At 60.3% G+C, this 19635-nt stretch carries 19 protein-coding genes; 4 read left to right on the forward strand and 15 right to left on the reverse strand.

Going from position 1 to position 19635, the window contains the following annotated elements; genetic code table 11:
• Nucleotides 1-7 precede the first annotated feature (7 nt).
• On the forward strand, nucleotides 8-1450 hold the full coding sequence (gene cls / locus B7O88_RS05680; protein ID WP_088274235.1) for a cardiolipin synthase: 1443 nt from the start codon (nucleotides 8-10) through the stop codon (nucleotides 1448-1450).
• Between the two features lie 87 nt (nucleotides 1451-1537).
• The gene (locus tag B7O88_RS05685; RefSeq protein ID WP_088274236.1) at nucleotides 1538-1900 is read left to right on the forward strand and encodes a DUF6746 family protein; all 363 of its coding nucleotides are present in this window, start codon (nucleotides 1538-1540) and stop codon (nucleotides 1898-1900) included.
• A 5-nt stretch (nucleotides 1901-1905) separates the two neighbouring features.
• Here the strand turns inward: B7O88_RS05685 and B7O88_RS05690 are convergent, their stop codons facing one another.
• The 10 genes from B7O88_RS05690 to B7O88_RS05735 form a co-directional block, all read right to left on the reverse strand.
• Entirely contained in the window at nucleotides 1906-3432 is a 1527-nt protein-coding gene (locus tag B7O88_RS05690) for a phospholipase D family protein (protein WP_088274237.1), read from the reverse strand.
• 48 nt (nucleotides 3433-3480) lie between these two features.
• A complete protein-coding gene (locus tag B7O88_RS05695; RefSeq protein ID WP_088274238.1) occupies nucleotides 3481-6096 on the reverse strand; it encodes an ankyrin repeat domain-containing protein in 2616 nt (871 codons plus the stop codon).
• 15 nt (nucleotides 6097-6111) lie between these two features.
• On the reverse strand, nucleotides 6112-6834 hold the full coding sequence (locus tag B7O88_RS05700; RefSeq protein WP_088274239.1) for a TonB C-terminal domain-containing protein: 723 nt from the start codon (nucleotides 6832-6834) through the stop codon (nucleotides 6112-6114).
• Nucleotides 6834-7268 (reverse strand): TonB system transport protein ExbD, encoded by a 435-nt coding sequence (gene exbD, locus B7O88_RS05705; RefSeq protein ID WP_088274240.1) that lies wholly within the window; start codon nucleotides 7266-7268, stop codon nucleotides 6834-6836. The genes B7O88_RS05700 and exbD overlap by 1 nt, the downstream gene beginning before the upstream one ends.
• A 1-nt stretch (nucleotide 7269) precedes the next feature.
• Nucleotides 7270-8172, reverse strand: a complete 903-nt coding sequence (locus B7O88_RS05710) for a MotA/TolQ/ExbB proton channel family protein (RefSeq protein WP_088274241.1) — start codon at nucleotides 8170-8172, stop codon at nucleotides 7270-7272.
• Nucleotides 8173-8221: 49 nt separating this feature from the next.
• Nucleotides 8222-8527: a winged helix-turn-helix domain-containing protein gene (locus tag B7O88_RS05715; protein WP_088274242.1), complete on the reverse strand. Its 306-nt coding sequence runs from the start codon at nucleotides 8525-8527 to the stop codon at nucleotides 8222-8224.
• On the reverse strand, nucleotides 8527-9075 hold the full coding sequence (locus B7O88_RS05720; protein ID WP_088274243.1) for a hypothetical protein: 549 nt from the start codon (nucleotides 9073-9075) through the stop codon (nucleotides 8527-8529). The genes B7O88_RS05715 and B7O88_RS05720 overlap by 1 nt, the downstream gene beginning before the upstream one ends.
• Nucleotides 9076-9194: 119 nt before the next feature.
• Entirely contained in the window at nucleotides 9195-10412 is a 1218-nt protein-coding gene (locus B7O88_RS05725) for a GGDEF domain-containing protein (protein ID WP_140418566.1), read from the reverse strand.
• A gap of 92 nt (nucleotides 10413-10504) precedes the next feature.
• Nucleotides 10505-11044, reverse strand: a complete 540-nt coding sequence (locus tag B7O88_RS05730; RefSeq protein ID WP_200818411.1) for a lipocalin family protein — start codon at nucleotides 11042-11044, stop codon at nucleotides 10505-10507.
• Entirely contained in the window at nucleotides 11041-11727 is a 687-nt protein-coding gene (locus tag B7O88_RS05735; RefSeq protein ID WP_200818412.1) for a type 1 glutamine amidotransferase, read from the reverse strand. Before B7O88_RS05735 ends, B7O88_RS05730 begins: the two co-directional genes overlap by 4 nt.
• 206 nt (nucleotides 11728-11933) lie before the next feature.
• Between B7O88_RS05735 and B7O88_RS05740 the strand changes: the two genes are divergently transcribed.
• Nucleotides 11934-13730: an arylsulfatase gene (locus tag B7O88_RS05740; protein ID WP_088274246.1), complete on the forward strand. Its 1797-nt coding sequence runs from the start codon at nucleotides 11934-11936 to the stop codon at nucleotides 13728-13730.
• A 109-nt stretch (nucleotides 13731-13839) separates the two neighbouring features.
• A complete protein-coding gene (locus B7O88_RS05745) occupies nucleotides 13840-14526 on the forward strand; it encodes a VOC family protein (RefSeq protein WP_088274247.1) in 687 nt (228 codons plus the stop codon).
• Between the two features lie 15 nt (nucleotides 14527-14541).
• On the opposite strand, the gene B7O88_RS05750 is transcribed toward B7O88_RS05745, so the two are convergent.
• From B7O88_RS05750 to B7O88_RS05770, 5 genes are all read right to left on the reverse strand, one after another.
• Nucleotides 14542-15042 (reverse strand): thioesterase family protein, encoded by a 501-nt coding sequence (locus tag B7O88_RS05750; RefSeq protein WP_235005739.1) that lies wholly within the window; start codon nucleotides 15040-15042, stop codon nucleotides 14542-14544.
• 88 nt (nucleotides 15043-15130) lie between these two features.
• Nucleotides 15131-16558 (reverse strand): siroheme synthase CysG, encoded by a 1428-nt coding sequence (gene cysG, locus B7O88_RS05755; RefSeq protein WP_088274343.1) that lies wholly within the window; start codon nucleotides 16556-16558, stop codon nucleotides 15131-15133.
• Between the two features lie 81 nt (nucleotides 16559-16639).
• Complete coding sequence (gene serS, locus B7O88_RS05760; protein WP_088274248.1) at nucleotides 16640-17923, reverse strand: serine--tRNA ligase; 1284 nt, start codon at nucleotides 17921-17923, stop codon at nucleotides 16640-16642.
• 36 nt (nucleotides 17924-17959) lie between these two features.
• Entirely contained in the window at nucleotides 17960-18331 is a 372-nt protein-coding gene (gene crcB, locus B7O88_RS05765) for a fluoride efflux transporter CrcB (protein WP_088274249.1), read from the reverse strand.
• On the reverse strand, nucleotides 18324-19607 hold the full coding sequence (locus tag B7O88_RS05770) for a replication-associated recombination protein A (RefSeq protein ID WP_088274344.1): 1284 nt from the start codon (nucleotides 19605-19607) through the stop codon (nucleotides 18324-18326). The genes crcB and B7O88_RS05770 overlap by 8 nt, the downstream gene beginning before the upstream one ends.
• Nucleotides 19608-19635 lie beyond the last annotated feature (28 nt).

A 19635-nucleotide genomic window follows, 5' to 3' on the forward strand; every position in this document is an offset into this window, starting at 1 on the left:
AATCCGCATGAGCTACATCGAACACATCATCGGCATCGCCCTGGCGGTACTCTACTGGCTTTTTACCGCCGTGGTCACCTTCCGGGTCATTGGCCGCCGCAATCCGGTCAGCGTGACGCTATCCTGGCTGCTGGTAATCTACATCCTGCCGTTTGTGGGCGCCCTGCTCTATCTGATGCTGGGTGAACTCAACCTTGGCCGTCAACGTGCGCGTCGGGCCGAGGCGATGCTGGAACCCTTTCTCGCCAGCATTGCAGATGATTTCAAAACCCAAAAGGCCCCCTTGCCCGGCGGGCAGCTGGTGCAGGGGATTCGCCAACTGATCGAAACTCGCCTCGGCATTGGCGCGTTGGGCTACCAGCAAATGGATTTGCTGGAGACGCCCGAGCAGATCTTCGATCGCCTGTGTCAGGATGTGCGTGAGGCCAAAAGCAGTATTCACCTGGAAACCTATATCTGGTTTCCCGGAGGGCGCATCGATACCTTGAGCGAGGCGCTGATCGACGCTGCCGGACGTGGTGTTCAGGTTTCCCTGCTGATTGATCACGCCGGCAGTCGCCCTTTCTTTCGCTCGCGCTGGCGCAAGCGCTTCATCGATGCCGGAATCGAAGTAGTGCCGGCTCTGCCGGTGCGACTCTGGCGGGCACTGGCGCAGCGCGTCGACCTGCGTCTGCACCGCAAGCTGGTTGTCATCGACGGGCACATTGCCTACACCGGTTCGATGAATATGGCCGACCCATCGCACTTCAAGAAGGAGGCCAATGTAGGACAGTGGGTCGATATCATGCTGCGGCTGGATGGCCCTGCAGCACGAGGCCTGGACAAGGTATTTGCCTGGGACTGGGAGGTCGAAACCGGTATCCGTCGTCTGGCCCCTGCGCCGCCCAGCCCGCCAACCTGCTATAAATGGCTGTCCATTCTGCCGTCAGGTCCGGGCATGGGCGAAGATCTGATCACCCAGGCGGTGCTGTCCAGCATCTATCGCGCCAATGAAAGTATCACCATCAGTACGCCCTACTTCGTACCATCAGAGGCGATATTTGACGCGCTCTGCCAGGCTGCGCGGCGCGGTGTGCGGGTCAAGGTGCTGGTACCCGAGCGCAATGACTCGCATCTGGTCGGCTGGGCCAGCCGCGCTTACTATGAGCGTTTTCTCGAAGCAGGTGGATCAATTTATCTGTTTCGCGGCGGGCTGCTTCACACCAAGGCAATGCTGATGGATGGCCAGCTTGCGCTGGTTGGCAGCGTGAATCTGGACATCCGCAGCCTCCAACTCAACTTTGAACTCACGGTCCCGCTTTTTTCGCCAGAAGGTTGCGCTGTCATCAAACGCCTGCTGGACGGCTATATATCGGATAGCGTTGAGCTTGAATGGGCGCAATGGCGGCAGCGTTCGCGTGGGGCGCGTGTGTTGGAACGCCTTATGTTCTTCCTGAGCCCCTTGCTCTGAATCAAGGAAACTGCTGCAGCGCTATTGCTTTCATGGCAATTCCGGCTAGAATCCAAATGAGATTGAATATCATTTGCGAGATTTGCCATGAAAATGTATCTGGTTCCAGTAAGTCTGACGGTCAGCATGATGGCGCCCGGAGCTCTGGCCGGCGCCGGTGCGATCTCCGGCGCGAGCGGTCACCCTGCTGTCTTGCAGCTCCAGGCGCACACCCTGTCACTACAGCAATTGCTGGAGCAGCCGCTGGACCAGAGCGCGCTCAGCCGCCTGGAGGACCTCAGTTATCAGCTGGAGAGCGATCTGTTGCAACTTGGTTCTCCAGCTGCGCCGGTTGCCGACCCGCTGGAATCCCTGCATCGGGCGGTAGAGCACTGTGATGCCAGCGAGGTAAAGCGCTGTGCAGGCCTGTACCTTGCTGCTGCCCGGCGCTGGCTGTCAGGTCTCGCATGACTTGTTTATAGCTGTCCGGACAAGGGCAGCCAGCCCAGGCTCCAGCTCATGAATCGACGGAATCGGCTGGCATCAGGTTCGGCTTCCCAGGTTCGTCCCTCGGCCCTCCAGCGCAGATCACCCCGGCGATCCAGTTCGACCCTGAAGGCGTAGTCGTCCGAGGTCCAGCGCTCGAAAAGCTCGACCATCTCCTGCGCCAACTCGGGATTCTCGATGTAGACGCCTGCCTCAGTATTGATTTTGATGGATCGCGGATCCAGGTTCACCGAGCCAATAAAAGTTGCCTGGCGGTCAAACACAAAGGTTTTTGCGTGCAGGCTGGCAAGTGATTCACCCAGGAATGGGCTGGCCCTTTCCTGCTGTCCGGCAATCGGTCTCAGCTCCCAGAGCCTGACGCCACCTTCGAGCAGCGGACGACGCGATTTGACGTAACCACTGTGTACCGCCAGTACATCTGTGGTTGCCAGCGAGTTGGTCAGTACCGAGACATCAACGCCACGCTCAACCAGCCCCAGAAGCAGCCGTTCTCCGCCTGTGCGTGGCACAAAATAGGCGGACGTCAGCAGCAGCTCCTCTTCGGTTTGCCTGATCGGCTCGATCAGGCTGCGGCCAAGGTAGGCAATCTCCTTGCCGTCGCCGCGGGGATCTGACTTGGACGGGTCATCGTAAAGCCAGCTCGCTTGGCCCCAATGCCATGAGAGGGCGTTGCCACCGAGATCACTGAGGAAACGCGACTCTGCAACCGCCCTTATGTAGGGATTGCGCGCAGCCTGGCGCGTCGCTGATCCGAGCTTTGCGCGCATTCCGGCAAGTTCCTCTGCCGTGCGCTCGCCAGTCATCACAGTAATCGGGATGGCGATACCGCTGTTCCAGTAGTTGTCAAAACTGTCAGCTGCGCTTTCGGCGATCGGGCCGATGGCGATGACATCGACGTCCTGAAAGTCGATATCGGTCAGAGAAAAGTACTCATCACCGATATTGCGCCCGCCGGTGATCAGCGCTGTGCTATCGGCAACCATCAGCTTGTTGTGCATGCGGTAGTTGATGCGGCCGAACTCGATTACCTTGCCCAGCAGCTTCATCCAGTTGCTGCGCAGGCTGACCGGGTTGTACAGGCGCACGTCGATATTGGGATGCAGGCCCACGGTAGCAATACCGACATCATCGACGTTGGCACCGACGTCATCTATCAGCAGACGTACTCGTACACCGCGATCAGCCGCGGCCATCAGCCGCTCAGTGATCAGCCCTCCGGTAATATCGGTGTTATAGATGTAGTACTGGATATCCAGGCTGTGCTCGGCCATGTCAATCAGCCGAATCCGCGCAGCGAGTGCATCTGCACCGTCATGCAGGAGGATGAATCCGGACTGCGTCGGGTCCGTAGAGCGTTGCTTTGCCAGATAGCGACCCAGCTTGGTTGATGTGTCCGCGGGCAGATAATAGGTCGGCAGCTCGCTGTGAGACATGCCGGCAGTCGCACAGCCTGTCATCAGACAGGCTGTGATCATCAGGCAGAACAGTCGTAACATGAAGGTATCCCGTTCAATGTAGCCGCCCTGCCCTGTACCGGCCCACGGCTAGGGGTTTTGCTCCTCGTACTGATCGCTTACAACCAGCTGGTAACTGACGCGGCGCACGCCTCGGTTATCGATCACGACATAGCCGGTTTTGGCCGGATTCAGACCCTGAGTATAGGCCGCGCTGTAGAGCGCCCGCCATGCAGCCTCGACCTGATGACGCTGCGGGTCGAAATCCAGGCTCAATACCTGCTGCTCCGGCTGTTGCGAGACACGATACCCCGCTTGAGGTACCGGCGAGCCGCTGACAGGGAAACTGACCTGGAAGCGCAGCAGATCGGGCGAATTGGCGCCAAGATCGTCGAACAGCAGATTCAGCGGTCCAGTCACCCTGACCTTCGCACGCCGGGTTGCAGTCGTGGCAACGTTGATCGCCATAGGGCCGATGTCTTCGGTCAGATCCGCCGGCGGCATTTCAGTCGGTCTACCGAACAATGTCATTGCAGGTCGACGAATCAGCTGGATCGGATAACTCTGACCGTCTTCACGGATAATCAGTTCATCGCCGGCGCGTATATCAATCGGCTTCTGGGCACTGACAGGCAGGGGTGCGTAAGTCGAGGCGCACAGTTCGGAAGCCTTGAAGCTATCGCGCTGATCGGTTGTCAGCGATTCGTTGGTTGATACTGCCCGGCAGATGGCCTGGTCGTAACCACGCCAGGCCTGACGCATGGCACCGGCATCCATCAGCGCTCTGATGGTCGCCTCGTCGCCGCTGGCTGCGGCGAGTAGCAATGCGGTCTGTCGACCGGTGGCCGCTTCTTGTCGATCCGGACCACCAACACCGGCATTTTCTACAGCGCGTGTTTCGGCATACAGGTCGGCCCCGGCTGCCAGCAATCTGCGTACCGATTCACTCTGCCCGTTCTGGGCTGCAGCCATCAGCGCGGTTCGCCCCCACTGGTTGCGTGCATTAACGTCAAATCCGCGCTGCAGCAACAGCGATACAGCATCCGGGGTCGCAACGGCAGCCATCAGTGCGGTGTCACCATCAGGACCGATCCCCCGATTTTCGCCCAGCACCTCGGTTTCATAGGCAATAAAATCGGACACCACATTCAGCGGCGCACCATTGAGTACGACGCTGTGCAGCGTGGCAAACTGCCTGCCTTGCTCAAGCGCGCCGGGTTGAGGGGCGATCGCATAACGCGCCTGATAGCGTGCAAAAGGTTCCGCTGGCAGCGCAGGCACCTGCTCCGGCAGTTCCAGATTCTCCATGCTGCGGGCAAAGGTCTCGTGGAACAGCAGGTCGGAGGCGATGCCGGCCTCTGCTGCCGTCAGTCCCTGACCGACAAACATCGCCTGCAGCTCCTGATGCGCCGGAGCCAGCATCGGCATCAACCGACGGTAGCGTTGCTTGTTGCCGATATTACGCTCGGACCAGAGGAAGAACTGCTCCATTGCGGCATCGTTGCGGGCAGCGATGGCGCCCTGGCGACCACTGCGCTGGTATTCGTCAACACCCAGCAACGGCAGATTGAGAAGGGTCCACTGACGCTCTTTCCAGCGCTGAAACAGGTCGCGGCGTTCGCTCTGGGCATAGCCCGGCAGCGGGTCACCTGCGAGTTGCTCGAGCGCACTGTTGAGCTGTGCGTAGGTGGGTAATCCGCGCAGGTTGTCTGTACGCGGCGGTGTGAGATAGCTCTGGAACAGGCACAGTGGCTTGATATCACTACCCAGTGCGTAAACGCCGGCATAGGCCGACTCACCACGCGCAGCCGGCGAGTAGAAGCCCCAGGTTTCATTGACCAGTGCCAGCGGCTCGCCCTGATAGCTGAACAAGTCGATGCTGCCGTAATCCCCGGTTTGTGACGAGGATGCGTTGGCCCGACCGCCGTAACCCGGTTGCTTGGCAATCCAGGCGGGCATGGTCCGATGATCCATGACGACCCGGTCATCAATCAGCAGCCCCCGTGCCCGTTGCTGGTAGCCGGCGTACAGACCCGGGTTGTAGAGTTCCACCCGGTAACGGTGGCCGCCGACGCTGGCTTCGCGATCCCCTTTGCGGCTGCCGGCCAGCAAGGTGGCACCGGACAGTACGGTAATGTCTGCTTCGCCTTTTGCTGCCAACGAGCGGTTAAGGGCCGCACCGATGGCGCTGCAGAACCCGGGCCTGAGTTCTTCAGCCACTCTGAACTCGGCATAGGTGGACCAGGCATGGCGCTGTGATGACGTAACCTTAGGTGGCGCTGGCCAGTTACGCAGCTCATTGATGCGCTGGCGATACAGGGCGTCCAAGCACGCTTGCGCTGTGGTATCTGGTTGCAATGCGGTACCAGCCTCGGTTCCCAGGCCACAGGCTCCGGCACGCGACAGTTGCCACTGACGCTGATTGGCCTCCAGCAGCAGCGCACCGGGAAGATCCAGTGCGTTTACACGCTGGTGCAGCAACTCGGTCAACTGCCGATCCCGGGCCGCCAGGCTGTCGCTGGCGCAGATCTGCCGATGCACCTCCGGCAAGGCACCGCTGCAATCAAAGCCTGCCCTTCCGGCATCCGGCAAAGCTGACAGGCGGGGGGTCAGATCCGGTTTGGGTTTCGGCGGCACCGGTGCACCGGCACAGGCCGTCAGCAAGATCACACTTGAGACCAACACAATACGCGTGGGGGTAAACATGCCAGTACTCCGTATTCAGTCCAAAAAGATGGCTGTGCCGTAAATGGTGTAGCGCCCTTCTCCGCCACCGGGTGGTGGAGGAAACGGACCCGAACGCCTGATGGCCTCACGCGCAGCCTGATCCAGCAATGCATCGCCACAGGGGTCGATCTCGAACCCGACCATCTGGCCTGCACCATCCACCGTGATTTCGTAGGGGATGTAGCATTGCCGCTTGAAGTCGTTGGGGTCGCCACGATAGCCTGGCGGCGGCTTGTAAACAGCGCCCTCGGGGCGCTGCAGGTTGGCCGTTACTCGCCCCTTAACCGTGTTGGCATAGCCGGACGGTGCCATTCTCCCGCGTGTGCTGGTGGCTGCCGGTGGCGGCGTCGGTGGTGCTGCCCATTGCTGATTGGCACCAAAGCTGTGAACCGGCGGGCCGCGGGGCGTCGGCGGTGTTGCGGGCGCCGGGGGCGGCCTGCGAACGGTCGGTTTTGGCGGCTCGGGTTGCGGCTCCGGCTCGGGGGCTGGTGGCTCGGGCTCGGGCTCGGGTTCCGGCTCGGGTTCAGGTTCTGGCTCCGGCGGCGGTGGCGGCGGCACGTAAAGATCAACAGCCACCACATCCGGGCCGGCCGGCAGTGCCTGGTGGCGGAACTCCGCGCTCTGCAACCACGCCAGCAGTCCGATATGCAGGCCCAGGGCAACGATTGCCACCAGTATCCGGAACGGCCAGCTACTGCGTTCTCGGTAGGCGCTCATCAGGGCTCCAGTTCTTCCGAGGCGACCAGACTGATCTGTCCGTATCCGGCCTTCTGCAATGTATTCATGACCTGCATGAGGGTTCCGTATTCCACCGCCTTGTCACCACGCAGAAACAGGCGCGTTCGCACATCCCCGCCGGTCAGCTGGTTGACACCGGCGGCAAGGTCGGCCAGTACTACCGGCTGCTCTTGCACGAACAGCATGCCGTCGGCCTGCACGCTGACATAAACCGGCTCGTCCGGTGGCGGATTCGGTGTTGCGGCGTTGCTTGGCAAATCAACCGGGACGTCCACCGTCGCCAGAGGCGCTGCGACCATGAAGATAATCAGCAAAACCAGCATCACATCGACAAAGGGTGTGATGTTCATCTCGGCGTTCTGCTGGTAGTTGTGCCGCTTCACCAGCGGCCCGGAGTTCAGCTGGATGCCCATATCAGCGACCTTCATCCAGCTGACGTGAGACGCCGGCGATCATCTCTGCCGAGAAATTGTCCAGCGAACCGACAAAGCCGTTAATGTCACGGGCAAACTTGTTGAAGATCATCACCGCGGGAATTGCTGCAAACAGCCCCAGCGCCGTTGCCAGCAGTGCTTCAGCGATACCGGGCGCAACGACGGCCAGGCTGGCAGATTTAAGGGTGGCGATACTGGCGAAGCTGTTGAGGATCCCCCATACGGTACCGAACAGGCCGATAAAGGGAGCCGTGGCGCCGATGGTCGCCAGTACGCCCATCATGGTTCCCATCCTGGCCAGATCGCGTTCCTGAACAATGCCGGCGGTCAGCGCAATGCGTTGCAGCAGACGGTTGAGCCGGTCGGCATCGTTGCCCTCGGCGGGCAGCGTGCGGTAGTGACTCAGTTCGGCCTGGGCCACCTTCCACATCCGTCCCATGGCGCTGCGCTCAAGCTGCTCTCCGAGCTGATCAGCCTGACCGCCACGATAGGCCTTGAGGAACTGATTATTGCGGCGTTTGGCTGCACTGAAGACGAACAGCTTTTCGAGCAGCACAGCCCAGGTCAGCACGGAACAGAACACCAGCAGGATCATGACCGATTTAACCAGCGGATCGGCTTGCAGGTACATCTCACGCACGCCAAATGAGGTGTGCGCGACTGTCGGCTGGGCTTCTGGTGCTGCTGCCTGAATCGCCGGTACCGTTTCACTGACAGTGGCTGTTGCGGCGCTGGCTGCGGTTGCTTCAGGCGGCTGGTTATCGGCCTGGGCCAGTACCAACCCGGTTGCGCCGCCACCGGCGACAAGCAGCACCAGCAATGACAGGGTACGCAGACGCTGTTGCCAGCGGGCCGAGGTCGAGATAAACGAACGAGTGTGCATGCCAACTCCAGATTGTTGATGTTATGAGTGAGTCAGGTGCGATGCCGTATCAGGTGTCCAGGTTCTGGGGCGCCAGAATGGCGTGCAGTTCGGCGACATACTGACCGAATGCAACACGCCCCTTGGCGCTCAGGCAGACCCGCGTGCGCGGCTTCTTTCCTGCAAAATCCTTCTTGATTCGAACGTATTCGGCAGCTTCAAGGGTATTGAGATGTGCGCCAAGATTGCCATCGGTGGTATCGACGATGGACCTGAGCGAGACAAACTCCAGCCATTGATCGGATGCCAGCGTGTTGAGCGCGGCCATGATCTTGAGCCGCACAGGCTGATGGATGAGGTCGTTTGGCGACTGCATCAGCACCTCCTCAGCCAGAGGCCCGAGACCACAAAGGTGCCGCCCCAGCTGAGTGCAAGCCAGTACCAGTAGCCATCACCTGCAAACAGGAAGCTGAGCATGCTGAGCACCGCCAGCAAGGCGCCAACGGCGATGTAACGGGGCCGTGACTGTGCGCCTCGAACGATGTAAATGGTGGCAACAAACAGGGGGACGATCATGCTGCCCTGGCGCGGAGACACAGGCCAGAAAATGACGTGCAGAATGACGTCAAACAGCAAAATGGAGAGAATAACCAGCAGATAGCGCCAGATTACGCCGGGAACTCGGGGGGCGCTGTGGACCGCCATGAATACACCGAGCAGCAGGCCGACAACCACCACACCCAGCCAGATTGGAAGCAGGTAGCCAGCGAACAGAGCGCTGCCGACGCAGCCGATGATATTAAGCAGCCCCCAGAGAATCAGTTGGCTTGCTTCAAATCGATAGTCCTGAAATCCGGCGACACGCGCCTGCACATTGCTGATCTCGCGCAGGGCCTGCGCCGCTTCCTCGCGTGAAGGCGGCATACATCATATCCAGCTTGTTTTATTCTTGTGCAAAGCACTCTATTGAACAGAGTTCGGAAACGCAATACATGATGAAGAAAAATGGTGCGGGCAGATTGCCCGGGGCAATGCCTGTTGGGTTATTCCGGAGAGCCGAGTTGAACAAAACTCCGTTGTTCGCCTTCTCGGCAGGCAGCGTCGTCAGCGGTGAGTGGCCAGCTGCAGCAGCGGTTGCGCCCGCTCTGCTTGGCCTGGTACAGCGCCTGATCGGCTCGTTCGACCAGCTCGTGCAGGGACAATGTGGAATCCGCCGGAACCGGCGTCAGCCCGATTGATACGGTATTGCTCAGCGTTAGCCTGCCTACCTGAACCTGCTGACGTTGCCAGGTTTCGCGAATCCGTTCGGCAAGCTGTCTTGCCTTGTTCATATCCGTGTTGGCTACCATCAAGAGAAATTCTTCTCCGCCAAAACGGCAGATCAGGTCCCGTGTCTGTGAGGAGTCCTGCAATAACTCTGCAAATCGGGCCAGCACTGCATCGCCTGCGGCATGGCCATGGCGGTCGTTGATTGCCTTGAAACCGTCCAGGTCAAGCAACAGCAGCGCTGCGCTCTCCCCTGTCCTGCGGTTACCTTCCAGATGCCGCAGTGCCGCCTGTTCGAAAGCTCTGCGGTTGAACAGGTTGGTCAGCGGGTCGTGCATGGCCTGAGTCTTGAGTTCGTCCTGAAGGCTGCGCAGCAGGAACATGATGCAAATCATGGTGAAGGCATAGATGAATACGATGCCTTCAAGGTAATTCAGCGCTTCGACCGATTCGCCTTGCTCAAAGGTGGTGACGTTTGCATACGCTGGATCAAGCCCGTACAGCATGAGACGACGCAGATACAGGCCTGCATGAACAAGCCAGATGGCGCACCAGGCGTAGGTCAGGGTACGGGGTCTTGGTCGTACCCGGATAATTTCGTAGACCATGAGACCGGCGACCACGACTACAATCGCGCTGTGGGTCATGATGCTGAAACGAAGGGAATCCCTGAGCAGGAAGAAGGCTGCACCCTGCAGAGCGAGCAGAGTCGCCATGGTTGGCCAGAAATGGGGGGCAGCCCACCCCTGCTGGTGGCAGCGCGCTCCCCACCACAGTACAAAGTAGCCCTGGGTAATGACGATGGCGCTGAACCAGATCGGTATGTAGGCGCGTGCCGACTGTAAAAGAGCCCCGAAAACGACCATGCTGAGGCCAATCGCCCAGAAGCGAATGGACGGAACCCTGGGATTCAGTGCGGCGGCAACCAGCAGGCAAATCACCGCTGTGGCCGTGGTTAGCGCCAGCACCAGCATCAACGTCGTCAGATCAAGCACGCAACGGCCTCAGCCTGTAATTATTCTTGGAGCCAAAGAGTATCCTGTGCCGCCGCGAAAGGCTACGAGACCGTGCATATTTTCGAACACGTCTAGCTGCAGCGACTGTCGCCCTGCTTGACCCAGATAAGTTCGTCGACTGCAAAGCCAAGCTCCCCAGCCCGCTTCACGAAATGCTGACGCAGTGCTGCGTCCGGTTCGGGGTCACGCGACAAGAACCAAAGGTAGTCGCGATTGGGGCCGGAAACAAAGGCATATTGATATTCGGGGTCCAGCTCGAAGATGGCATAAGTGCCGTAAAACGGCCCAAAGAATGATACTTTCAGGAACCCGGTATTCGGGTCGTCGACAAAGCGGGCACGACCCTCAGCCTGGTTCCAGGATCCGCTTTGAGCATCACAGCCGCGGTTGATTACCTTGATCTCGTTGCTATCTGAACGCGAGTACTCGGCACTGACCTGACTCAGCCCGCGTTCAAAACGGTGATCCAGCCGCGCGATTTCATACCAGTGCCCGAGGTATCGGTCAGCCTGAAACGGCGTTACCGGCTCAATGCCATCCGGGAGTTGAACACAGCCCCCGAGCAGCGCCAGCCCGATAAGGGCAAGCAATCCGTAAATGCGGTGTTTCATACAGCCTCCGTCAGATAGGTCAGTACGTGATCCAGCAGCGCTGCGCTGCGGGTCAGGGTCATATCATCCACACTGAGAATCTGCCCGGCAGTTTGGACCCAGCGTTCCGGAGAAAGTGCCTGTGCGTCAGCGGTGACAAAGCGTTCAAGCAATGCCCGATCGGCTTCCAGATGAAATTGCAGGCCGATAACCGAACGCCCCAGCTGGAAAGCCTGGTTTTCGCAGGCATCGCTGGACGCAAGCAAAATGGCGCCCGGAGGCAGATCAAAGGTTTCACCATGCCAGTGCAGTGCGTGGAATTGACCAGGGAAGTGAAAGGCCGCGCCGTTATGATGGGTATTGCCCGTTACCCTGAACCAGCCAATTTCGCGTTCTGCATTGGCATACACCGGCTGGCCCAGTGCTGCGGCAATCAGTTGTGCACCGAGACAAATACCCAGCATCGCCTTGTCGGCGGTCAGCGCACGTCGAATGAACGCCTTTTCTTCCCGCAGCCACGGCAGGGCCTGCTCGTCGTTCACGCTCATGGGGCCTCCCATGATGATCAGCAGGTCAACCGACTCGAGCTCGGGGAGTGCGTCACCGGCATACAGCCTGCTGCCGCTTAGCGTATGACCGTGAGCGGTCAGCCATTGTTCGATCAGGCCCAGCCCTTCGAATTCCACATGTTGCAGATAATGCACGTGCACTCGCCCGTCCCCCTTGCTGCAAAGTCCGTCCAAACTTGTCTATAAACAGCCCGGCGGCCATAAGGTTCCCGAGTAACGAGGCGCTGCCTGGCGCCAGGATTGGCTGCCAGGGACAGTCGTTTGGCTACACTCGGCCGCAGCGCCCGCGATAGCGCTCCCTATACTCGGTTGCACATAACCACAAAAACAGGGACTTTATCATGCACCGCCCGCTCCTTCGCCTGCTTCCAGCCCTTGGCTTGAGTATCCTGCTGCCGCTCAATACCGCCAGCGCGGACTCGCGTCCCAACATTCTGCTGATTGTGGCCGATGATCTCGGTTTCAGCGATCTGGGGGCGTACGGCGGTGAAATCCACACGCCCAACATCGACCAGCTGGCTGCCAGCGGGGTCCAGTTCACCAACTTTCACGTGGCCGCAACCTGCTCGCCAACCCGGTCAATGCTGATGACTGGCGTGACCAATCATCTGGTCGGCATGGGGAACATGAAGGAGATCATGGCGGACAACCAGAAAGGTCAGCCGGGCTACGAAACCTGGTTGAACGACAGCGTTGTGACCTTGCCAACCCTACTGCAAGATGCAGGTTACAACACCTACATGGCCGGCAAGTGGCATTTGGGCGACCGCCCGCAGAGTCAGCCGGTTGCGCGCGGCTTCACGCGCTCCTTTGCACTGATGGAAAGCGGTGCAGACAACTGGGAGGCCAAGCATTATCTACCGGGCGGCAGCGCCACCTGGATTGAGGACGGCAAACCGGTGAACCTTCCCGAGGGCTTTTATTCCTCGTTCACCTATGCCGACAAGCTGATCGACTATATCGACAGCGGTCGTACGGACGGCAAGCCGTTCTTCGGCTATCTGGCGTTTCAGGCCGTGCATGCACCCCACCAGGTTCCTGAAGACTATATTCAGCGCTATGCCGACATCTACGATCAGGGCTGGGATGCAATTCGCCAGCAGCGCTACCAGCGCCAGTTGGCGAGCGGGTTGTTGCCGGATACCGGTGAGAACGCTGTTACCGACGATTGGGGCACCTTCTATGCTCGTCGCCATATTGACTGGGCCAGCCTGAGTGATGAAGAGAAGGCCTATCGGGCACGGCAAATGGCGGTATTTGCCGGCATGGCTGAAGCGATGGATACCAGCGTCGGCAAGGTGCTCAGCTATCTCAAGGACACCGGTCAGTACGACAATACCCTGATCCTGTTCATGAGCGATAACGGGGGAGAATCGACCGTATTGCGTGAGGTCGCCCCGCTGTTTTATCGCCTGCGCTATGACACGGATATTGATGCGCTCGGCGCGCCCGGCAGCTACAGCGAATACGGTCCCGGCTGGGCCTATGCGTCCAATACACCGTTCTACTCTTACAAGGGCTCGCCGTTTAGCGGTGGGATGCGCGTACCGTTGATCGTCAGTCAGCCGGGTCGAGTCGCCGCCGGCACTCGAACCAACAGCTTTGGCTATGTGACCGACATCACCCCAACGCTGCTCGACATTGCCGGTGTCACGCCGCCCGGCGACAGCTACCGGGGCAGGCCTGTTCATCCGATCATGGGTGAAAGCATGCGCGCCCTGCTCGAAGGCCGGCAGGAACAGGTTCACGACGCCAGCCGCACGACCGTCTACGAACTGGCTGGTGGAATCGCCGTCTGGCGTGGCAATTACAAACTGGTTACCTCAAGCACCAACGCCATCCCGGCGCGTATCGGGCCGCAGTTGTTCGATACCGCCAATGATCCGCTGGAGCGACACAATCTGGCGCAGCAGCACCCAGAGATTGTATCCGAGCTCTATCAGGCCTATCGCGACTACGTCGAACGCTACCGGGTGATCGAAGTACCGCCCGACTATCGCGCCTGGGAACAGGTCACGCGTAACGGCCGTGAACAGTTTATTGCCAAGAACCGTGTTGCTCTGGCATTGGCCGGTCTGGTTCTGCTGTTGCTGGTGGCAATGGCTGCGCGCTGGCTGCTGAAACGCCGTCGGCGCTGATGCCACCATCACCGGCAGCGATGGTGGCCGATTCCGGGTGTGATTTCATCTCGCTAGCCGGAAGGGATGCGAGCTAGGGTTGGCACCCGTGTCTGCCAAGGAGAATGACGTGAGTCTGGCCAAAGCCTTTTTTGATGTCGGTCTGTTTACCAATCAGCGCGATGCACAGCAGCGCTTCTGGAGCGAGCAGGTTGGCTTGCCCTTTGACCATACGCTGAAACTGGGTGGTGGCATTCTTCAGCACCGCTACTCTGCTGGTGAAGCGGTATTGAAACTTAATGACGCACGAGACCCTCTGCCCTCACCCGCTGCCATGCCCATCATCGAAATACTGGTTGGCATTGACGGGCTGACACAAAAGCGCGCCCTGCAGGACCCGGATGGCAACCGCATCACGTTGCTGCCTGCCGGAACCGACGGCATTACCGGGCTGGCAGTGCGCCTGCGGGTAGCTGAGCTTGATCGCAGTCAACGGTTTTACACCGACGTGCTGGGCTGCGATCTGCTTGCCCCGGGTATGCTTCGCTGCGCAGATGCACGGATTCTGCTTGAACAGGGAGATACGCCCGCGTCGGACGATCAACAGGCGCTTGCCGCGCTTGGGCTGCGCTACCTGACCCTGCAGGTGTTTGACTGTGATCTCGCCTACGCACAGGCTATGGCCAATGGTGCCAGTGGAGCCCGTGAACCGGTGACCCTTGGCAGCACCGCACGTATTGCCTTTATCCGCGACCCGGACGGCGTCTGGATTGAACTGTCGGAGCGCGCTTCGGTGACCGGCAAGCCGGTCGCCTGAGTCACGTCCTGGCTGTTATCCGCAAAGATAGGTGCCGGTACCGACGGCAATCAGGGTGCCGTCGTCGGCATGCAGCTCCGAGCGAACCACTCCGACCTTGTTGCCCGAGCGCAACAGGGTTGAGGTACAAACAAACTGTTTTCCGCGCCCCGGACGCAGATAATCGACACGCAAGTCGATGGTGCCCAGCTTCGACAGGCGCACCATGCGCTCCTGGACAGTGAGATGGGCGTGACGATCAAAGGCTCCGATCAGCGCCATGGCGCCGCCGCAGACATCGATCAATGAGGAAATGGCTCCACCGTGGAGGATGCCCTGGGTAAAGTTGCCGACCAGATCAGGTCGCATCGCCAGACTCATTGCTACGCAGTCGCGTCGCACTTCGTCAATTTCGATTCCAAGCAGGCGATTGAACGGAATCCGATTGAAGAAGCCGTAAACGGCCTGGGACAGCTCTTCCGGCAGCGCGTCGGCTTCCATGTCTTCTGACGGGGTAAGGTTGGCAGAATCGGTCATGATGTACTCCTGAAACAGAGGGTAAACCCTGCCCTAATTGCTTACCCGACGCCAGAGCGGCGTCAGCGCCTGTCCGGCATTTGGCGTTTTAGCCTTGTTCCGTACCCAGCACACCCTGCACCGGTGGCAATGCATCGGCCCTGAACCATTTAAGCTTGTCGTGCAGCGATACCACTTCGCCGACTATCAGCAGCGTTGGTGGCTTGATCGTTTCGCCTGCGACCCGTTCGGGCATATCGGCCAGAGTGCCGATCAGGACCTTCTGATTGCTCGTGGTGCCCTGCTGAACCAGTGCGATGGGCGTCTGGGCGCTGCGACCATGGGCAATCAGCTGGCTGCAGATATCCGGCAGGCCGACCAGCCCCATATAGAACACCAGCGTCTGGCCAGTGGCTACCAGCTCACTCCAGGGCAGATTGGTGGTGCCGTCTTTCAGGTGTCCGGTGACGAAGCGCACCGACTGGGCGTAATCGCGATGGGTCAGCGGAATACCGGCATAGGCCGAGCAGCCATTGGCTGCGGTGATGCCCGGCACGACCTGAAATGGCACGCCATGGGCTGCCAGCTCCTCGATTTCCTCGCCGCCGCGACCGAAGATGAACGGATCACCGCCCTTGAGGCGCAGCACGCGCTTGCCCTCCTTCGCTAGCCGCACCAGCAACTGATTGATCTCTTCCTGCGGCACAGCGTGATCGCTGCGCGCCTTGCCGACATAGATACGGTCGGCATCACGACGACACAGATCGATGATGGCCGGTGCTACCAGGCGATCATGCAATACCACGTCGGCTTGCTGCATCAGCCGCAGAGCGCGGAACGTCAGCAGGTCCGGGTCGCCCGGGCCGGCGCCGACCAGATATACCTCGCCACGATACACCTGTCCCTGCTGACCGCTCAGCTCGGACTCCAGCAGTTGCGCGGCCTCGTCGTCCTGCCCGGCAAACACGCGCTCTGCCACCTCGCCCTGGAAGATGTTTTCCCAGAACGCGCGGCGCTGGTTGATGGTCGGCAATGCCTCCTTGACCTGCTGGCGGAAGCGTTTGGCCAACTGGGCCAGTCGACCGTAGGCAGCGGGGAACAGAGTCTCGATTCTGGCGCGGGACAAGCGAGCCAGCACCGGAGCGTGACTGCCGCTGGAGATCGCAATCAACAGCGGCGAGCGGTCGACGATTGCCGGGAAGATGACGGTGCACAGGTGCGGGGCATCCACTGCGTTGACCGGAATACGCAGCGCCTGAGCATCTGCCGACACCCGGGCGTTGAGTGCTTCGTCATCCGTCGCGGCAATTGCCAGCACGGCTGCGTCCAGATCCGATGGCTGATAGCCACCCTCACGTATCGAGCCATTGCTGCCGGCAACCAGCTCGCGCAGGGCCGGCTCGACCTCGGGCGCCACCACATACAACGCAGCACCCGCTTCGCTGAGCAAGCGAGCCTTGCGCAGGGCAATTTCGCCACCGCCAACGACCAGCACGCGGCGGCCGGTCAGATTATGAAACAGGGGCAGGAATTCCATGCTCGCTTCCTCGGCATACATCATTAAAAGGCAAAGCGGGAGCCATTGGCTCCCGCTGTTGGTGAGGCTGGAGGCTTCGGCTTAGCCGATACGCTCCAGTCCGCCCATGTAGCTGCGCAGGGCCTGCGGCACTTCAATGCTGCCATCTGCCTGCTGGTAGTTTTCCAGCACGGCCACCAGGGTGCGCCCCACTGCAAGCCCCGAGCCATTAAGGGTATGCACCAGTTCCGGCTTGCCGGTTTCCGGATTGCGCCAGCGCGCCTGCATGCGACGGGCCTGGAAATCGCCACAGTTGGAGCAGGAGGAGATCTCGCGATACTTGCCCTGACTCGGAATCCATACCTCAAGATCGTAAGTCTGCTGGGCGCTAAAGCCCATGTCGCCTGTGCACAGGGCCATGGTGCGGTACGGCAGCTCCAGACGCTTGAGTACGTCTTCAGCGTGACCTGTGAGCTCTTCCAGCGCGGCAGCAGAGTCTTCAGGGCGAACGATCTGCACCATCTCGACCTTGTCGAACTGATGCTGACGAATCATGCCGCGGGTATCGCGACCGGCGGAACCGGCCTCACTGCGGAAACAGGGGGTGTGTGCGGTCAGCCTGATCGGCAGCTCCTCGGCGGCAACGATGCTCTGGCTGACGATATTGGTCAGCGAGACCTCGGCAGTCGGGATCAGGTACAGGTCGCGCTGGTCTTCACCGCGCTTGATCTTGAACAGGTCTTCTTCGAACTTGGGCAGCTGACCGGTGCCTTGCAGGGCTTCGGCCTGCACCAGATACGGTGTGTAGGCCTCTTCGTAACCATGCTCGTTAACATGCAGATCCAGCATGAACTGGGCCAGCGCGCGGTGCAAACGGGCAATCGGGCCGCGCATCAGGGCAAAGCGGGCACCAGACAATTTGGCGGCCGTTTCAAAATCCAGGTAGCCGTGCTGCTCGCCCAGTGCGACGTGGTCCTTGACCTCGAAGTCGAATGCACGCGGCGTACCCCAGCGGCGCACTTCGACATTCTCGTTTTCATCCTTGCCTACCGGGACTGTCTCGGCCGGCAGGTTGGGCATGCTCAGCAGCATGGCGTCCAGCTCGACCTGGATTGCCTCGAGTTCCTGTTTGGCTTGAGCCAACTCGTTGCCCATGCGGTCGACGTCAGCCAGCAGCGGCTGAATATCTTCGCCACGCGCCTTGGCCTGCCCGATCGACTTGGAGCGACTGTTGCGTTCGGCCTGCAGACTTTCGGTGCGGGTCTGAACGTCCTTGCGCCGGGACTCCAGCGCCTCGAGCTGAGCGAGGTCCAGCTCATAGCCGCGGGTGGCAAGGCGCTCGGCGAGCAGTTGCGGTTGGGTACGAACGAGTTTTGCGTCAAGCATGGGTCATCATCTTCAACAGTTTCAGGTGGCAGCCGGTCAGCGCGCGAGCGACAGGCCGGCCCAGGTGGCGAACAAACCAACGCACACACTGAGCAGAATGTAAGCCAGAGCCAGCAGACCTTCACCGTTCTCCAGCATCCGGAGGGTATCCAGCGAGAAGGTCGAGAAGGTGGTAAAGGCACCAAGGAACCCCACTACCAGCGTTTGGCGCAGCATGGGGGACAGGTCCGGGCGATCCAGCCAAAGGCCGTATAGTACACCGATCAGCAGGCATCCGAGCAGATTCACGATCAAGGTCGGTAACGGGAACAGCTTGGGCCAGTGGGCAGCTGACCACTGCGCCACACCATAACGTGCCGCCGCTCCCAGCGAGCCGCCCAGCATGACAGCCAGATACAGCTTAATCATCCTTCCTCCGTTGCCTGCTGCTCGCCGCGTCCAGTGATCGCAAGTGCTGCAGCTTCTGGGCGATTTTCAGTTCAAGCCCGCGCGGGACCGGCTGGTAATAGCGGCGAGGCTCAAGCGCCTCAGGGAAATAGTCTTCACCGGCGGCATAGGCTTCGGGCTCGTCGTGGGCGTAGCGATAGCCCTCGTTGTAACCCAGGTCTTTCATCAGCTTGGTCGGCGCATTACGTAAATGCATCGGCACGTCCAGCGACCCCTGGCCGGCAACATCACGCATGGCGGTGTTGAATGCGTTATACACCGCGTTGCTCTTCGGCGCACAAGCCAGATAGGTGATGGCCTGGGCCACCGCCAGCTCGCCTTCCGGGCTGCCAAGGCGTTCCTGGACATCCCAGGCGTTGAGGCACAGCGTCAATGCGCGGGGATCGGCGTTGCCAATGTCCTCGCTGGCCATGCGCACGACGCGACGGGCGATATACAGGGGATCACAGCCGCCATCGAGCATACGCGCGAACCAGTACAGAGCGGCATCCGGATTGGAGCCTCGCACCGACTTGTGCAGCGCGGAAATCTGATCATAAAAGGCTTCGCCGCCCTTGTCGAAACGGCGGCGGGTATCACTTAGCAACTCGCCAAGCAGATCGGCTTCAATCACGCCGCCCTGTTCCACCAGATCGGCAGCGATCTCCAGCAGGTTCAGCAATCGGCGGGCGTCTCCATCGGATGCATCGAGCAGCAGCTGCCGGGCCTGCGGCGCCAATTGCAGCTGCAGTGCGCCGAGCCCACGCTCGCTGTCTGTCAGGGCGCGATCAAGCAGACCACCCAGCGCGTCTTCATCAAGCCCCTTGAGCACATACACCCGGGCACGGGACAGCAGCGCGTTGTTCAGTTCAAAGGAGGGGTTTTCCGTGGTGGCGCCAATAAACAACAGCGTACCGTCTTCGACATACGGCAGGAAGGCGTCCTGCTGGGCCTTGTTGAAACGATGGACCTCATCGACAAACAGGATAGTGCGGCGGCCATTGGCGGCGTAGTTCTGGCGGGCAATGTCCACCGCCTGGCGAATATCCTTTACCCCGGCCAGTACGGCAGACAGGGTTTCAAAGTGGGCGTCACTCACGGTGGCGATCAGCCGTGCCAGGGTCGTTTTGCCGACGCCCGGCGGGCCCCAGAAGATCATCGAGTGCAGAGCGCCCTGCTCAAGCGCGGTGCGCAGCGGTCGACCGGCCCCGAGCAGATGCTCCTGGCCAGCGTATTCATCGAGCGTGCGCGGACGCATTCGCGCTGCCAGCGGCTCGCGCGGCGCC

The sequence above is a fragment of the Halopseudomonas aestusnigri genome (genome assembly GCF_002197985.1).
Taxonomy (GTDB): Bacteria; Pseudomonadota; Gammaproteobacteria; order Pseudomonadales; family Pseudomonadaceae; genus Halopseudomonas; species Halopseudomonas aestusnigri.

Excerpts from the sequence above, each read along its gene's own strand:
- cls (WP_088274235.1), top strand. The coding sequence starts at position 8 with ATGAGCTACATCGAACACATCATCGGCATCGCCCTGGCGGTACTCTAC.
- B7O88_RS05685 (WP_088274236.1), top strand. The coding sequence starts at position 1,538 with ATGAAAATGTATCTGGTTCCAGTAAGTCTGACGGTCAGCATGATGGCG.
- B7O88_RS05690 (WP_088274237.1), bottom strand. The coding sequence starts at position 3,432 with ATGTTACGACTGTTCTGCCTGATGATCACAGCCTGTCTGATGACAGGC.
- B7O88_RS05695 (WP_088274238.1), bottom strand. The coding sequence starts at position 6,096 with ATGTTTACCCCCACGCGTATTGTGTTGGTCTCAAGTGTGATCTTGCTG.
- B7O88_RS05700 (WP_088274239.1), bottom strand. The coding sequence starts at position 6,834 with ATGAGCGCCTACCGAGAACGCAGTAGCTGGCCGTTCCGGATACTGGTG.
- exbD (WP_088274240.1), bottom strand. The coding sequence starts at position 7,268 with ATGGGCATCCAGCTGAACTCCGGGCCGCTGGTGAAGCGGCACAACTAC.
- B7O88_RS05710 (WP_088274241.1), bottom strand. The coding sequence starts at position 8,172 with ATGCACACTCGTTCGTTTATCTCGACCTCGGCCCGCTGGCAACAGCGT.
- B7O88_RS05715 (WP_088274242.1), bottom strand. The coding sequence starts at position 8,527 with ATGCAGTCGCCAAACGACCTCATCCATCAGCCTGTGCGGCTCAAGATC.
- B7O88_RS05720 (WP_088274243.1), bottom strand. The coding sequence starts at position 9,075 with ATGCCGCCTTCACGCGAGGAAGCGGCGCAGGCCCTGCGCGAGATCAGC.
- B7O88_RS05730 (WP_200818411.1), bottom strand. The coding sequence starts at position 11,044 with ATGAAACACCGCATTTACGGATTGCTTGCCCTTATCGGGCTGGCGCTG.
- B7O88_RS05740 (WP_088274246.1), top strand. The coding sequence starts at position 11,934 with ATGCACCGCCCGCTCCTTCGCCTGCTTCCAGCCCTTGGCTTGAGTATC.
- B7O88_RS05750 (WP_235005739.1), bottom strand. The coding sequence starts at position 15,042 with ATGACCGATTCTGCCAACCTTACCCCGTCAGAAGACATGGAAGCCGAC.
- cysG (WP_088274343.1), bottom strand. The coding sequence starts at position 16,558 with ATGGAATTCCTGCCCCTGTTTCATAATCTGACCGGCCGCCGCGTGCTG.
- serS (WP_088274248.1), bottom strand. The coding sequence starts at position 17,923 with ATGCTTGACGCAAAACTCGTTCGTACCCAACCGCAACTGCTCGCCGAG.
- crcB (WP_088274249.1), bottom strand. The coding sequence starts at position 18,331 with ATGATTAAGCTGTATCTGGCTGTCATGCTGGGCGGCTCGCTGGGAGCG.
- B7O88_RS05770 (WP_088274344.1), bottom strand. The coding sequence starts at position 19,607 with ATGCGTCCGCGCACGCTCGATGAATACGCTGGCCAGGAGCATCTGCTC.